The organism is Hymenobacter daeguensis, from assembly GCF_054780555.1.
This window is the reverse complement of the sequence record NZ_BAAGWC010000016.1, coordinates 1-15,837: the sequence shown is the minus strand read 5'-3', so window position 1 is coordinate 15,837 and position 15,837 is coordinate 1. Positions and strand designations below refer to the sequence as shown.

Here is a 15,837-nt window from a genome sequence, read left to right as displayed (position 1 = left end):
AAAATTTTGGATTAGAGGCGCTTAATGCTGGAAGCGCCCACCGATTCTACTTTCACGCTCTTCGGATTGCCGCTGTAGGCAATTTCGCTGGCCCCTACGGCATTGCCCTTCAGCGACTCGCTCACGTTGATGCGGGCTTTGCAGGCGGCGGCCAGGTCCACCTTGGCGGTGCGGGTTTGCAGGTTGGCGGCGGCCAGCTCGCAGGCCATGGCGGCGTCCAGCTCCAGCTCGTCGGCATTGCCGGTGGCCGTGGTGCGGCAGGCGCCGGCCTGCCCAATCTTGAGGGTGCCGTAGTTGCCGTTCAGGTTCAGGGACGTGGCGCCGGCCTGCTGAATGTCCATCCGGTCCTGGCGCTCGAAGCCGCCGAGGTCGGCCGCGATGCCGCCGGCCAGCTCCAGGCGGTCCACGGCAGGCATGTTGACGATAACGAGGACTTTCTTCTCGCTGCGGTTCCAGTTACGCCCAAAGAATGAGCCGGTGTTGCGGGGCTTGATTTGCAGCTCGTCGCCTTCGAGTTCCACGCGCAGGTCGTTGAGCACGTCTTTGTCGCCGCCGGCCTCAATCCTGAAGCTGTCGCTCCGGCGCACCACCACCCGGTAGCCGCCCACGGCGCTCACGCGGGTGAAGCCGGTTTCCTCAAACGTGCGGCGGTCGGAGCCGTAGCTGTTCAGGTCCGTGCTGAAGGCCGAAGCACCGCGGTTGCTCTCGTCGTCGCCGCTGTCGTCGTTGCTGTCGTCGTCATCAGCGTCGATGTTCACGTTGATATCGGAGTCGTCATCGTCTTCGTCCTTGCCCAATTGCTCGTCGGTGCAGCCAATGCACTCCAGCTTGTTGCCGCGCAGGCGGTAGCGGTGCAGCTCGGGGTCTTCGGGGCGGCGGTTGCCCACGAAGTTGTCGTCGTCGAGCAGGTCGTAAGCGAAGCTGCGGCTGATGCGGAAGGTGCGGTCGCGGGGCAGGCGCAGGGTCACGGTCAGCTCCTGGCGGCGGTACTTGGCATCGGGCAGAAAGGAAAAGTGGTCGTCGAAAACCAGCGAGGAGTCGCCGCTGGTCCGGATGGTATAGTCGATGGTCGTCAGGGCGTTGCGGCGGGCCACTTCTTCGCTGGGGCCTTTCGAGCCCAGCAGGCGCAGCACTTCCACGGCTTTGCCGCTATCGGCGGCGGCCAGGTTCAGCTCAACGTGCTGTTCCCACTGACGGTCGACGCGGCGGGAGTCCAGCATCAGCACGGGCGTCGTCAGCTTGGGGTAGCGTTCCAGCTGCTCTACCTGGGCGTCGAATTGATATTCGCGGCTCTGCTGCGCAAAGGCCATGGCCACGCCCACCAGGCTCAGCAGCCACAGGCCCAGCAGCGACAGGCTCACCGTGCGGTTCATGATGGACACGCGGAACAGCAGGTTCAGGCCCCCCAGCAGCAGGGACAGCGCCGGAATGGCGAAGGCCAGAAACCCGGCCAGCAGGCCCCAGGTAGGGATGCCGTTCAGCATGACGTGGGCGGGCGCATCGCCCAGCACAATGTTCTGCGAGTGCGGCAGCAGGCCGATGCCGGCCCCCAGGCCAATGGCCAGGGCCACCAGGAAACCAAAGCCCATGATGGTGAGCAGAATGCCGGCAAACACCCGGATGGCCGAGCCCACAAAGTTCACGGCCGGCTGCAGGCCACGGGCGGCATCTTCCACGAAAGCGCCCACGGGGCGGTTGGTGGTGGCGGGGCCGTCGGCAAAGGCATTGTTGCGCACGCTGCTGTCGAAGCTTTCCAGCGTCATGGCGTCGCCCCGCATACGGAGCTTGTCCGAGACCGTTTTGGCCTCGGGCAAGACTATCCAGAGAATGATGTAGAGCAGGAAGGTGAAGCCTCCGGCGAACAGGCCGGCCAGCATAATCACCCGCACCAGCGTCACGTCAACGTTGAAGTAGGCGGCCAGGCCGGCGGCCACGCCCGCTACCTTGCCCGTGCCGGTGTCGCGAAACAAGCGGCGGCCGGCCAGCGGGCCCGTGTTCAGCAGCGCCTCGGGGTGGGCGGGCGCATCGTAGCGCTTGGGCAGCAGAATCCAGAGAATGATGTAGGCCAGCGTTACCCAGCCCCCCAGGCTCACGTTCACGTTGTGGCGCGACCAGATGTTGATGGCCGGCGTGAAGGCGGTGCCGAACACGAACGCCAGGCGAATCCAGAGCGGGTTGACGGCGAAGTACTGGGCAATGCCGGCGGCCACGCCCGCCACCTTGCGGTTGGCCATGTCGCGGTACAGGCGCTTGGGCTCGTCGGCAACCGGGGCGGTGGCTGCCGCGGCGGCGCTGCCAAAGCCGGCCGACGCACTGCCGGCGGTGCGGCCAAAACCAGCCGAGGCATTGGCGCTCGCGGTGGCTTCCTCGGCGTCGTCCTCGTCGGCATCGGGGGCGAAGTCGCTCACGCGGCCCATCTTGGCCATCATGGCCTGCACATCGTCCAGCGAGATGACCTGCTGCACGGGCGAGAGGCGGGCCGAAAACAGCTCGGCGATGCGGCCTTCGATGTCGCTCACGATGTCTTCGTGGCCCCGGTAGTTGGCAAAGTGGGCTTTCACCTCGGCCAGGTAGCGGCTAAGGACCTCGAAGCCATCTTCCTCAATGTGGAAGATGATGCCCTGTAAATTGATGCTGATGTTCTTTTTCATGTGAAAGAAGGCCGAACGGGCCGATTGAAGCTGGGGTGAGTGATGCAGAAAAGCAGGTGCAGTGGCTAGCGACTATCGCCCGGTGGCCGGCTGTGGCGGATGATGCCGACCGAGGTGGCCATTTCCTCCCAGGTTTCGCGCAGCTCCTCCAGAAACTGGCGGCCGGTGTCGGTCAGGGTGTAGTATTTGCGGGGCGGGCCGCTGCTGCTCTCCTTCCAGACATAGTCCAGCAAGGCGGCGTTTTTGAGGCGGGTGAGCAAGGGGTAGAGCGTGCCCTCCACCACTATCATGCGGGCCGAAGTCAGCTCCTCCAGCATGTCGGAGGCGTAGGCTTCGCCGCGGGCGATGATTTCCAGGATGCAGAACTCAAGGATTCCCTTGCGCATCTGAACCTGGGTGTTCTCGAGTTTCATGGGCGAGTTGGATGACTAGTGGGTGACGAACAGTACAAATGTATGGTAGGTACTTTGTAACGCAAGGTACTGGATGAATAATTCTTCCTGAAATGGATAAATATTTTGCTATCGTTTGATAATCAATGAGAAAATTTTTAACACAAAATTGATTTTCGGCTTTCGTTTAAGCGGCCGGTGCCGAAAATCCGGAATTGCCTTCTGCTGAGAATGTGTAGAATTATTCAGCAGCGCAAGCCCGCCCATTCGGTAACGCGGCTGCCAGGCGGGCCGGCAGCCAGGGGCGGGGGCGCCGGCGTCCGCCCTGAAATCGTGCTCGTTCCCCACGGTAGGGGCATAGTTGGCCCGAAATTGGCGGGCTTCGGCGCACTATAATGAAGTAACTTGCGTTCCGTCCGCGCTAACTCTTACCCTATCGCATTTTATGTCCCAACTCTCCGCTGCCGCCCGTGGGCTGCTTTTCCTGGGCGCTACCGCCGCGCTGGCCCGGCCCGCCGCCGCTCAAACGACCAAAACGCCCAAGTACAGCAACGAATTTCTGAACATCGGGGTAGGGGCCCGGGCCCTGGGCATGGGCAAGGTGCAGGCCAGCCTGGCCAACGACGCCACCGCCGGCTACTGGAACCCGGCCGGCCTCGTGAACCAGACCCACAAGTACGACGGCGTGCTGATGCACTCGGAGCTGTTTTCGGGCGTGGTGAAAAACGACTACGCGGCTTTCTCGATGCCGCTGGATGAGAAAAGCGCCGTGGGCATCAGCGTGCTGCGGCTGGGCGTGGACAACATTGCCGACACCCGCGCCCTCATCAACGAGTACGGCTACGTGCAGTACGACAAGATTGAATACTTCTCGGTGGCCGACTACGCGCTGCTCTTGTCCTACGCCCGCAAGCTGGGCCCGGAAGGGCTGAGCATTGGCGGCAACGGCAAAATCATCTACCGCAACATCGGCAAGTTTGCCCACGGCTACGGGTTCGGCATCGATGCCGGCGTGCAGTACAACCACAAGGGCTGGAACTTCGGCCTGATGGCGCGCGACATCACCACCACCTTCAACGCCTGGAACATCAACGCCGACGAGTACCAGAAGGGCATCAGCAGCACCATTGCCAACACGGGCGACGCCATTCCGAAAAACAGCACCGAAATCACGCTGCCGCGCTTCATACTGGGCGTGGGCCGGCGCATCGACCTACCCAAGCAATTCTCGGCCCTGCTGGCCGTGGACCTCGAAACCACTACCGACGGCCAGCGCGGCACGCCCATCTCCACCAAAGCCGTGAGCGTGAACCCGGCCGCCGGCCTGGAGCTGGGCTATAAAAACCTGGTGTTTCTGCGCGGCGGGGCTGGCAACTACCAGCAAATCAGCAGTGTGGTGGATAAGTCGATGCAGTGGAAGGGCCAGTACAGCCTGGGCGCAGGCGTGGCCGTGAGCGGCCTGCGGGTCGATTTGGCGCTCTCGCGCCTGGCCGTGGAGAAGCTGGGCAGCGCCTCGCAAACCAACTCGCTCATTGTGTCGCTGGGCTACGGCTTTAAGTAAGCCCGCCGCGCAATAACCATCCGCTACCGCTACCGTAGCTGCTACCAACTGAAAATATAGTAGAATCAGCAATTCCTTTCTTACAATGGATAAACACTACAAGCAACTGAGTAAGCGCTGGCTGCGGGTATTTGGCCTGCTGGGCCTGCTGCTGAGTGGTGCGCTGGCGCACGCGCAGTCGGGCCCGGTGGGCAACGAATGGATAGTGTCGGGCCAGCAGTATTATAAGGTTAAGATTGTGAAAGACGGGCTGTACAAGCTCGATTACCAGTATCTTACGCAGGCTGGCATCACGGGCGTGGCCCCCCGGCAGCTGCAAATCTGGCGGCGCGGGCGCGAGATAGCGCGCTACGTGGGCGGCAACGCCAACGTGCTCGACCCGACGAGCTTTGTGGAGTTCTACGCCATTCGCAATGATGGTAAGCTGGACGTGGAAATGTACAGACGCCCACAGGACCAGGGCCACCAATACTACAGCATCTACACCGACACGGCCGCTTATTTCATTACCTGGAGCGTTGGCAGTGCCGCACGTGATGGCCGGGCCATGACCCAGCCCACCGCAGCGGGTGGGGCACTGCACCCACACCGGCTGACGACCCAGGTGCAGGTGTTCAAACAAAAGTTTTTTTACGACCCGCCGGTTGACCAGTACATCTACATGCCCTGGCTAGAGCCCGCGGAAGGCTACTATGGCTTTGCATTTCAAAATGACGGGTCATTTGGATATACTGCTTCCGATTCGCTGGTTCGGGGAGTGGCCCCAACCGGCCCGGCACCTTCGATGGAAATCCTCGCCTTTGGGGCCAATTCGGGAGCGCACGCTACGCGGTTGATTGCGGTGAACGGCGGCGTTCCGCGGCAGATAGGAACAATGCAATGGGCAGGAAGGCAGCGGGCCCGACAAACTTTCCCCCTGTTGCGCTCCGACGTTAACAATAGAGGGCAGGTGTACGTTGGCAACACCGCGTCGCCATTGAGCCCTACGGGCGACAATTATAACATCGGCTATTTCAAAATTACGTTTCCCCAGCTCAACCGGTGGTTCTCGAACCGGCACAGCGTTGTGTTCTACAACGATTCGCTGCTGGCCAGCACGGCCACCTACGAGTACGCCAATGACTCCATTCCGGCCACGGTGGTGGGCTTCGACGTGCAGGACATTTACAATGTGCAGCGCATTGTGAGCGCGCCCACCGGCACGGCCCGCCGCTACGTGTTTCCGAGTGCCAGCACCACCACCCGCAAGCTCCTGCTGGCCGATGAGGCCTACCTGGCGGTGCCGCCCGTGCGCGCCAAGCGGGTGGTGTTCCGCAACATTGCCGCTGCTACCCCCAACTTTATCATCATCACCCACCCGCAGCTGATGCGGCCCGACCCTGCCACGCCGGGTGTGACCAATGCGGCGCGGGAATACGCCAACTACCGGGCCTCGGTGGCCGGCGGGCGCTACGATACGCTGATGGTGACGGCTCCGCAGCTCTACGACCAGTTCACCTACGGCGACCGGTCGTGGCTGGCGCTGCGCCACTTCAGCCGCTGGCTGGTAGCGGCGGCCCCCGCCGCTACCAACCGGTATCTACTGCTATTGGGCAAAGGCATTCAGCTCGCCGACCAAAAGACGTCTCCTGGCCAGTCGCCCAATTTTCGCGATAATGGCGAACTGGGCCTGGACCTGGTGCCCGCCAGCAGCCGGGCCGTGTCCGACAACATGATTTCGGCGGATATCGACAACAATAACTGGTATGCCAAGCTGCACACCGGCCGCCTGACCGTGACCACGCCGCACCAGATAATGAGCTACCTGGCCAAAGTGAAAACGCACGATGCCCTGCCGCCCGCGGCATGGCGCAAAAACGTGCTGCACCTGGTGGGCGGCTATACCGCGCAGGAAACGGCTGACTTCCGGAGCTACATGGATGCCGAGAAAATCCGGGTGGAGCGCCCTTACCTCGGCGGGCACGTTGAGACGGCGTTCCGGGTGACGCCCAATAACCTGCCGGTTAGCATCGATATCTCGGCCCAGCTCAATGCCGGGCTTTCGCTGATTTCCTATTTCGGGCACGGGGCCCCCGATGCCTACGCCCTCAACTTCGGCAAGCCTTCTACTTCGAGCACCTACAACAATACCGGCCGCTACCCATTCCTGTTTTTGAATGGCTGCTCAAGCAACAATTCCTTCTCAACCACGCCCACGGTCATCGAAGACTGGCTTTTTGCCGAACAGAAAGGGGCCATCGGCTCGCTGGGAACCTCCGATTTGAGCTTCGAAGAAGAGCTGCGGGTAGCGCAGGATTCGCTGTATAAAATCCTGTTTAATGAGCCGGCCTGGTTTGGCAAGCCGATTACGGTAGCGCACGATGAAGCCGTGCGCCGGCTGCAGCGCAGCCCGCTCTACAGCTCCAACCTTGGCATTGAGCAGCTGCTGTGCACGGGCTGGCAGGGCGACCCCACGCTGGCGCTGTTCGCGCCGGCCCAACCCGACTTTGTGGCCAGCGCGGCTACCCTGGCCATCACGCCCACGCCCGGGGCCACGCCCCCCACGGTGCGGGCCGATTCGCCGGACTTTATTCTGAACGTGGGTGTATCGAACCCCGGCCGGATTACCTACGACCCGGTTGAGATTCAGGTCACCCGCATTTTTCCGAGTGCTTCCGGCATACCCAATCAGGTGTACCCCGTGTTCACGTTCCGGCAGTCGTGGCAGCCGGACACGACCTACGCCCTGACCCTGACCAACAATACGCTGCCGGCGGCCAGCGGCACGAGTACCTTCCGGGTGGTCATCGACCCCAACAACCGGGTGGCCGAATCGAACGAAAGCAACAACACGGCCCAGATTGACTTCTCCTTCCTGAAAGGCGGCATTACGGTGCTGCGGCCTTCGGAATTCGCCATTCTGTCGGGCACCACGCCGCAGCTGGTGGTGCAGTCCAACGACCCGCAGGGCACCTCGCGGGTGTATGAGTTTGAGCTGGATACCACGGCGGCTTTCAACGGCACCACCCGCCGCACCACCGTGACGGCCGGGGTGGTGGCGCAATGGGCCCCCACGGTGCCGGCCACGCTGGGAGGACGCGACAGCCTGGTCTGGTACTGGCGGGCCCGCTTCCAGACTCCGCAGGCGGGCGAGGACGGCAACTGGGTGGTTTCGTCTTTCCGGGTGATTCCCGGCAGCCCCGGCGGGTGGTCGCAGAGCCACTACGCACAGTTCAAGCGCGACACCCGCACCAACGTGGACGTGAACGCGCCCAATGGCCGCTGGAGCTTTGTGAATACCCGCATTCCCATCGTGCTGCGTACCAAAGGCGGCGGCGTGGCTGGCACTGCGGCCGGCTTTTCGTCGGTGACGGGCGGCGGCATCTACATTCAGTCGGCGGCGGGGCTGCCGTCGGTGAGCGGCTGCGGCGTGCAGTCGCCCAACCTGCTGATTGCCGTGTACAACGGAGCTTCGCTGCGGCCGGTGGCCATGCCGGCCGGCTTTCAGCGCTGTGGCCAGGCTCCCGACTATTTCTACTATTTCTCGGCCCCCGACCTCCCCAATCCGGCCAATGTGGACCCCCTGGACAACCTCAATTCCAGCGCGACGCGGCAGGGCTTGCTCGATGCATTCCTGACGGCCATTCCGGATGGCTCCTACGTGGCCGTGGTGTCGGCCAACCGCCTGACGTATTCCACGCTGCCGGCGGCGCTCAAGGGCCGTATTCAAGCCCTGCTCGGCTCGCAGCTCATCACCACCCTGGCCGATGGCGAGCCCCTGACCCTGCTGGGCCAGAAGCTGACGGCTACCACCGGCCGCCTCATTCATGAGCGGGGCCCGGACCGCAGCAGCGCCACCACCATTCCCACAGTGAGCCAGCTCGTGGAGCTGCGCGACACCCTGCAGCGGCCCAGCTCCGCCGGCCGCATTGTTTCGACGCGCATCGGCCCGTCGCAGCAGTGGCTGAGTCTGTACCACACCATTCGCAATCCGCTGGCTACCGGCCAGCGCACGCTGAGCGTAGTGGCCATCGATACGCTGGGCCGCGAAACCGTGGTGCTGCCCAACGTAACGGCTTCCGGCCGCACCGGACAGGCCCTGACGACGCTGGTGCCGGCCCGCACCTATCCTTACCTTCGGCTGGAGCTGGCCGTGGCCGACACCGTGACGCGCATCCCGCCCCAGCTGCGCCAGTGGCTGGTAACCTCGCGCGGCCTGCCCGAGGGCGTGGTGCGGCGCGATGCCGTGGCCGCTTCCAACTACACCAGCGCCACGCTTACCCGGCAGGCGGTGGATAGCGGCTACGTTCGTTTCCCGGTGCGCTTCGAGAATATTTCCGACGAAGCCTTCGTCCGGCCCCTGCAAACCCGCGTCAGCCTGCGCGACGTGAACACGCGGACCGTGGTGGCCACCGCCCTGATAACCTCGCCGGGCCTGCTGAGCGCGGGCGCGGCCCTCACCGTGCCGGTGCGCCTGGATGTGCGCAACAGGTTCGGCACCTTCGTGGTGGAAGTGGTGGTGAACCCGCGCCTGCAGCCCGAGCAGAACTACTCCAACAATGAGCTTATTCTGGAGCAGTTTACGGTGGTGGACACCAACGTGCCGCCCACGCTGGACGTGGCCTTCGACGGCCGCCACATTCTCAACGGCGAGCTGGTGTCGTCGCAGCCGGTCATCAACATTCAGCTCAGCGACGAAAGCCGGCTGACACACATTACCAATCCGTCGGCCTTCACCGTGAGCCTGCGCAGGCCGGGCCAGACGGGCCTGCCCACCATGGTCAACCTCAACGGCTCGGAAGTGCGCTTCAGCGTGGACAGCACCAAGGGCAGCGTGGCCCGGCTCATCTACGAGCCGGCCAAGAGCGGCCCGCTGCCCGATGGCGTGTACGAGCTGCGCGTGCAGGGCCGCGACCCCAGCAATGCCGCTGCCGGCAGCCAGGATTTCCAGGTGAAGTTTGAGGTGGTGAACTCCTCGCAAATCAGCAACGTGTACCCGTATCCGAACCCGATAGTGAGCAAGGCCCGCTTCGTGTTCACGCTCACGGGCCAGACGCTGCCCACCAACCTGAAAATCCAGATTATGAGCCTGACCGGCCGCGTGGTGCGCGAGATTTTCATGAGCGAGCTGGGCCCGCTGCACATCGGCAACAACATCACCGATTTTGCCTGGGACGGTACCGATACCTACGGCGACCGGCTGGCCAACGGCACCTACCTCTACCGCGTGGCCCTCGACGATGCCGGCGGCCAGTTCAGCCACCGCGACACGGCCGGCGACAAAGCCTTCAAAAACGACTGGGGCAAGCTGGTGCTCATGCGCTAGGGCTTCTGAAGGACAACGAAAAAAGGCAGCCTAACTGGGGCTGCCTTTTTTCGTTGCTGATGGTGTCAGGTTTTAGCGCCGCCGCAGCGTGACGAAGCTAAATGCGTAGGCGTGCTGCTCGTCGGCTTCGTGGCGCTCGCGGCTTTCTTCGCGCCACTCGGCGGGGCTGAGCGTGGGGAAAAACGCATCGCCTTCGAACGAATGATGCACCTCGGTGAGGTAGATGACATCGGCCGCGGGCAGGGCTTCGCGGTAGATTTCGCCGCCGCCGATAACGCAGATTTCCGCATCGAGCTCGGCGGCGCGGGCCAGGGCGGCGGGCAGCGAGGCGGCGGTTTCGCAGCCGGGGGCTGCCCAGCCCGGCTGGCGCGTTATCACGATGTTGGGGCGCTTGGGCAGGGCGCGGCCCAGGCTGTCGTAGGTGCGGCGGCCCATCACCACGGGGTGGCCCAGCGTGAGGGCTTTGAAGTGCTGTAGGTCGGCGGGCAGGCGGCCCCAGGGCATGCCGCCGTCTTTGCCGATGACGTTATTTTCGGCCACGGCCACAACGAAGGAAACCATCAGAAGAAACGTTTTGAGAGGTTGAACGACAAAAGTGATGCGCAGCGGCTATAAGCCTTCGCCCACCCGGCCCTGCGCCGAATGGGCGGCAAGGTCCACCGAGTCGAGGCCGAACCAGTGGGCCGTCACGTCGTTGTTGTGGTGCTGCACGCTGTTGTTGGGATGGTGAAACAGGTTTTCGCCCAGAATGGATACGTGGCGCGGGGTGATGCCGGAAAAGGGGGGCACCACCAGCACCCGCTGCCCGCGCCGGGCCGCCGCCTGCATCTGGGCAAACCGGGCCTCGTTCTGGGCCCGCCAGGTGGGGGCGTTGCGCAGCCATTCGGTCCAGGCGTTGCGCTCCACGCCGGCGGCCAGCAGCAGCAGCGTTACGCCGGCGGCAAACCGTTGCCCGTAGCGCAGCGCCCGCCGCACGGCCGCCGGCACCCGGGCCGGCACGGCTGCCCACAGCACCACCGCCCACCCCAGAAACAGCCACAGCCAGATGAAGCTGCTGGTGCGGCCCGGCGGCGGATTGGACGTGATGAGCGCGTGAAAGAAAAAGCTGATGCCCACGCCCACCGCCAGCACAGCCCCGCCCGCCCATAGCGGCAGGCGGAACCCCGCCGGCCGCCAGTGCCGCGCGCGCACCAGCAGCGGCCCCAGCAGCCAGGGCAGCAGCAGCAGCGCCATCACATGGGTGGGTTTGGTGAGAAAGGCCACGAGGTTTTCGCCGCCGTAGCGCAACACCGGCCCCAGCGCGATGGCGGGCGCCGTGGCCTGGCCGGTGGGGCCGTACATCCGCACCCAGTTGCCGGGGGCCAGTACGGCCACGGTGCCCGCCACCACCGCCGTGGCCAGCAGGCCGCCCCAGCAGGCTGCCGCCCGGCGCAGGCCCGCGTGCCAGGTGCCGGCCAGCAGCACCAGCAGCGTCCAGCCCAAGAGCAGCAGCGCAATCTCATTCAGGCCCACTACCACCACCGTGCTCAGCTGCGCCAGTCCGTACCAGCCCCGGCGCCGCCAGCCCGCCGGGGCGCGCAACGCCCGCAGCCCGGCCACCGGAATCAGGAGCATGAGCATGATGCCCAGCTGGTAGCCCGTGCTCGCGCAAAACCAATAGAATAAGGGGTAGATGGTCGGCATCCAGGCCAGGCAGAGCAGCAGCAGCAGGGCCGCGCCGCGCCAGGCCGCGCCGCGTGGCAGCTGCCGGGCGCTCAGCTCGCGCAGGCCCAGGTAGAGCGCCGCTACCGTGCCGCCAAGGATGAAAACCGGCACGAGGTGCATCCCGCCCAGCCAGCCGTAGCTGAGCGGGTTGCCCAGCGTCTGCACGAAGCAGGTGGCGTAGCGTCCGCCCCAGCCCAGGTAAAATGCTTTTTGCGCCCCCCAGAAGCCGTGCTGGCGCACCATCAGGGCCATGCCAAAGTCATCCCAGAACGGCGCGTTGTAGAACGACAGCGCGAAAAAAGGCAGCAGCGCGAGCCCCAGCCCCAGCCCAACTGCCCGCCCGCGCTGCCGCACCAGCCACCGCTTCAGCGGCCACGGGCGGGCACTGGGCCGGGCGGGATTGGTCGGACTCGACATAGACAATGCGCCGGGCTACGCCTGGGCGGTGGTTTGCAGGTCGCGGCCGGCCCCGCGCAGCAGCTCGGCCACCGGCATTCGCTTCTTGCCTTCGAGCTGCACGTCAAGCACCTCGAGCCAGGCATCGGCGGCGGCCACGCGCAGGTAGGTTTTGCCGTCCGAAGCCCAGGTGCCGGGGGCCGGTGCCTCGGCCCCGAAAGGCCGGGTAGCGGCGCGGAATACCTTCAGGGTGCGGCCGTCGGGCAGCGCGGCGAAGGCCGTGGGAACAGGGGAGAGGCCGCGCACCCAATGCACCAACTCGGCGGCGGGCTTATGGAAATCGAGCCGGCCGGTTTCTTTCTGAAGCTTGGGGGCGGGGCGCAGGTCGTCGCGCTGCACCTGGGGCGTGCTGGGCGCGGTGCCCGCCGCAATGGCCTCCACCGAGCGGCGGGCCAGGACCGCGCCCACTTCCTTGAGCTTATGGTAGAGCGAGCCGAAATCGTCGTCCGGCGCGATGGCCACCCGGTCCTGGAAAATGAGGTCGCCGGTATCAATCTCGTGGCGCAGGAAGAACGAGGTAACGCCGGTTTCCTGGTCGCCGTGCATCAGGGCCCAGTTGATGGGGGCCGCGCCGCGGTACTGCGGCAGCAGCGAGGCGTGAATGTTGATGGAGCCCAGCCGGGGCATGTTCCACACCGCTTCGGGCAGCATCCGGAAGGCCACGACCACCTGCAAATCGGCGGCGTAGGACTTCAGCTCGGCCTGGAATTCCGGCGACTTCAGATTAGTGGGCTGGAGCACGGGCAGGCCGTGGGCTTCGGCGGCCACCTTCACGGCCGAGGCCTGCAGCTGCCGGCCGCGCCCCGCCGGCCGGTCGGGGGCCGTGACGACGGCCACCACCTGCCCGCCGGGCCAGGCCAGCAGGGCCTCCAGGGTAGAAACGGCAAAATCGGGGGTGCCCATGAAAACCAGGCGCAGGGGAGTATTCATGGGGCAAAGAAAACGCTGTGCTGCGGAAGTGCCGTGCGCCCGGCGGCAGCAACAATTTTCCGGCAAGAATTTCAGCCGGAAAATTGTTGCCAGGCGGCTCGGCCGGAAGCTTTGTTCGCCAGGGCCGCCGCTTCGGGCATTCAGGCCAGGGCTTACCGCTCCGGATACAGGAGGTACTTTTTTCTCAGCGCCTTGAACTTCGCCAGCCCCGGCTGCCACGAGGTCCGGATTTCCGCCTCCGACTTGCCCGCTATAATTTGCTGGCGCAGCGCGTCGGTGCCCGACAGCTCTTCGAAATATTTGCCGAAGAAGTGGGCCTTGTCGGTGCTTTGCTGGTAGAAATCGAGCAAATAGCTCAGCACGAGCCCGCCATCGGCGGCGCGGGCGGGCGCGGTGGCCAGGTTCAGCCCGTAGCAGCGCTGGCCGTTCTGGGGCGGCGTGGGCGAGCCCGCGTTGGGCGCGGGCGTGAAGGAATACGGCCGCGTGCCGGGCTGGCTGGGGCTGCCGATGACCTCAAACGGGGTGGCCGTGCCGCGCCCGATGCTCACGTTGGTGCCCTCAAACAGGCAAATGCTGGGGTAGAGCCGGATGGCGTGGTCGGTGGGCAGGTTGGGGGAGGGGCGCACGGGCAAGTGGTAGGCCGTGGCGTGGGTGTAGCCCTTGGCCAGCGGAACGACCGTGAGCGCGCAGGCTTTGCCGCCGGCCAGCCATTTCTCGCCGTTCAGCATGTTGGCCAGCTCACCCACTGTGAGGCCGTGGGCAATGGGCAGTGGGTCGAGGCCGACGAAGGACTGGTGCGCCGGCTCCCGCAGAGGGCCATCCACAAGGTCGCCGTTGGGGTTGGGGCGGTCGAGCACGATGACCTTTTTGCCCTGCTCGGCCGCCGCTTCCATCACGTAGTGCAGCGTGCTGATGAAGGTGTAGAACCGCGCCCCCACGTCCTGAATGTCAAACACCAGCACGTCCACATCGGCCAGCATCTCGGGCGTGGGCTTCTTGGTTTTGCCGTACACCGAGCGCACGGGCACGCCGCTGCGGGCGTCGCGCCCATCCTTGATGGTGGCCCCGTCGGCCGCCTCGCCCCGAAAGCCGTGCTCCGGCGCGAAGATGGCCGTCACGTTCACGCCCCGCGCCCGCAGCGTGTCCACGAGGTAGCTGCTGCCCACCCGCGAGGTCTGGTTGATGACCAGGCCCACGCGCTGGCCCCTGAGCAGCGGCAGGTACTCGGCCAGGCGCTCGGCCCCGACCGTGATGGCCGCCGCCGCGGCAACGCGGGGCGGGGTGGCCAACGTATGGGCCTCGGCCGGGGCCTGCCCCGCCGGGCGGGCGGTGCCGCAGGCCGGCAGCGCCAGCAAGACCGAAAACATGATTTTAGCCGAAATGCCAACCATAGCAATGGGAAAAAAGAGGAATAAATGCCGTGCCTGCGCGGGCGGTGCCGGATATCTGCGGCGGCGGCGTGGCCGGTCGGCGTTCAAAACGTAGCTTTACGGCTGAACAATGAACGTCGCCCGCTACATTTCGCACAAGATTGACGGGGGAGCCGACTCCGGCTCCTTCACCTCGTCGGTCACAAAAATAGCCATCATCAGCATTGCCATGGGCCTGGCGGTGATGGTTGTGTCGTTTGCCATCCTGCAAGGCTTCCGCAACGAGATTCAGAACAAGATTTTTTCGTTTGGGGCCCACCTGCAAATCTCGCGCTACGACACCAACAACTCGCTCGAAGTAGCGCCCATTGGCGGCCCCCGGCTGGTGGAGCAGCTGCACCAGTTTCCGGAAGTAAAAACCACCCAGCCCTACGCCGTGAAAACGGCCATCATCAAAACCACCGACGAAGTGCTCGGCGTGGTGCTCAAGGGCATTGCCGAAACCGACGGCCGCTCGCCCATGCGCGCCAATCTGGTGGCTGGCAAGTTCCTGAGCTTCCCCGACTCGGCGGCCAGCGACGACGTGCTGCTCTCGCGCAAGGTGGCCGACAAGCTGCGCCTCTCGGTGGGCGACAAGGCGCTGTTTTACTTCATTCAGAACCCGCCGCGCATCCGGCAGTTTCGCGTCAGCGGCATCTATTCCACGGGCCTCGATGAGTTTGATGAAGTGTACGTGCTGGGCGACATTCGCCAGATTCGGGAGCTGAACTCGCCGGCCTGGCCCGACTCGCTGGTGGGCGGCATGGAAGTGGTGCTGAAGAATTTCAACACCCTGGACCGCACCTACGATAAGTTCATCGAACAGCTGCCCTACGACCTCAAAATCGACAAAATCACGGACCAGTACGCCCAGCTCTTCGACTGGCTGCAGCTGCTGAACCGCAACGTCATCATCTTCCTGCTCCTCATCATTTTCGTGGCCACGTTCAACATGGTGGCCACCATCTTCATCATGATTCTGGAGCGCACCAACATGATTGGGATTCTGAAAGCGCTGGGCGCGACCGATACCCAGATTCGGAGCATGTTCTTTTTCCGGGGGCTGTCGCTCACGCTGCGCGGCATGGCCATCGGCAACGTCATCGCCGTGGGCTTCTGCGCCATCCAGTACTACTTCCACGTCATCCCGCTCGACCCTGAGAACTACTACATGGACCGCGTGCCCATTTCCTGGGACCCGCGCATGCTCATCATTCTGAACGTGGCCACCTTCGCCGCCTCGCTGCTGGCCGTGCTTATTCCCACCTACCTGATTGCCCGGATTAAGCCGGTGGTAGCCATCAAGTTCGACTAATGCTCGGAACCACCAATTTTTGCTGATTGAACGGATACTAGAGCGTGAGGACAATTACCTTTCGCTAAATCAGTAATCGCCCATGCACCGCCACGAAATTACAGACCGTCAATG

9 protein-coding genes are annotated in these 15,837 nt (G+C 64.3%); 3 read left to right on the top strand and 6 right to left on the bottom strand.

The genetic code is table 11. From position 1 onward, the window contains the following. Nucleotides 1-11 precede the first annotated feature (11 nt). Nucleotides 12-2,651 carry a PspC domain-containing protein gene (locus tag ACYVHT_RS16375; RefSeq protein WP_460554154.1) on the bottom strand — a complete coding sequence of 880 codons (2,640 nt, stop codon included), beginning with the start codon at nt 2,649-2,651 and terminating at the stop codon, nt 12-14. Between the two features lie 65 nt (nt 2,652-2,716). Then, nucleotides 2,717-3,064, bottom strand: a complete 348-nt coding sequence (locus ACYVHT_RS16370; protein ID WP_460554151.1) for a PadR family transcriptional regulator — start codon at nt 3,062-3,064, stop codon at nt 2,717-2,719. A 424-nt stretch (nt 3,065-3,488) separates the two neighbouring features. On the opposite strand from ACYVHT_RS16370, the gene ACYVHT_RS16365 reads away from it, so the two are divergent. Both ACYVHT_RS16365 and porU2 read left to right on the top strand, forming a co-directional pair. Then, on the top strand, nt 3,489-4,604 hold the full coding sequence (locus tag ACYVHT_RS16365) for a PorV/PorQ family protein (RefSeq protein ID WP_460554148.1): 1,116 nt from the start codon (nt 3,489-3,491) through the stop codon (nt 4,602-4,604). 85 nt (nt 4,605-4,689) lie between these two features. Then, a complete protein-coding gene (gene porU2, locus ACYVHT_RS16360; RefSeq protein WP_460554145.1) occupies nt 4,690-9,909 on the top strand; it encodes a putative type IX secretion system sortase PorU2 in 5,220 nt (1,739 codons plus the stop codon). 72 nt (nt 9,910-9,981) lie between these two features. Here the strand turns inward: porU2 and ACYVHT_RS16355 are convergent, their stop codons facing one another. The 4 genes from ACYVHT_RS16355 to ACYVHT_RS16340 form a co-directional block, all read right to left on the bottom strand. Continuing rightward, nucleotides 9,982-10,470 carry a dihydrofolate reductase gene (locus ACYVHT_RS16355; protein WP_460554142.1) on the bottom strand — a complete coding sequence of 163 codons (489 nt, stop codon included), beginning with the start codon at nt 10,468-10,470 and terminating at the stop codon, nt 9,982-9,984. Nucleotides 10,471-10,518: 48 nt separating this feature from the next. Beyond that, the gene (locus ACYVHT_RS16350; protein ID WP_460554139.1) at nt 10,519-12,030 is read right to left on the bottom strand and encodes a hypothetical protein; all 1,512 of its coding nucleotides are present in this window, start codon (nt 12,028-12,030) and stop codon (nt 10,519-10,521) included. A 15-nt stretch (nt 12,031-12,045) separates the two neighbouring features. Continuing rightward, the gene (gene fmt, locus ACYVHT_RS16345) at nt 12,046-12,999 is read right to left on the bottom strand and encodes a methionyl-tRNA formyltransferase (protein ID WP_460554136.1); all 954 of its coding nucleotides are present in this window, start codon (nt 12,997-12,999) and stop codon (nt 12,046-12,048) included. Between the two features lie 152 nt (nt 13,000-13,151). Then, nucleotides 13,152-14,390 carry an exo-beta-N-acetylmuramidase NamZ family protein gene (locus tag ACYVHT_RS16340; RefSeq protein ID WP_460554133.1) on the bottom strand — a complete coding sequence of 413 codons (1,239 nt, stop codon included), beginning with the start codon at nt 14,388-14,390 and terminating at the stop codon, nt 13,152-13,154. A gap of 109 nt (nt 14,391-14,499) precedes the next feature. Here ACYVHT_RS16340 and ACYVHT_RS16335 point away from each other — a divergent pair, with 109 nt between their 5' ends. Next, a complete protein-coding gene (locus ACYVHT_RS16335; RefSeq protein ID WP_460554130.1) occupies nt 14,500-15,723 on the top strand; it encodes an ABC transporter permease in 1,224 nt (407 codons plus the stop codon). Nucleotides 15,724-15,837: the final 114 nt, after the last annotated feature.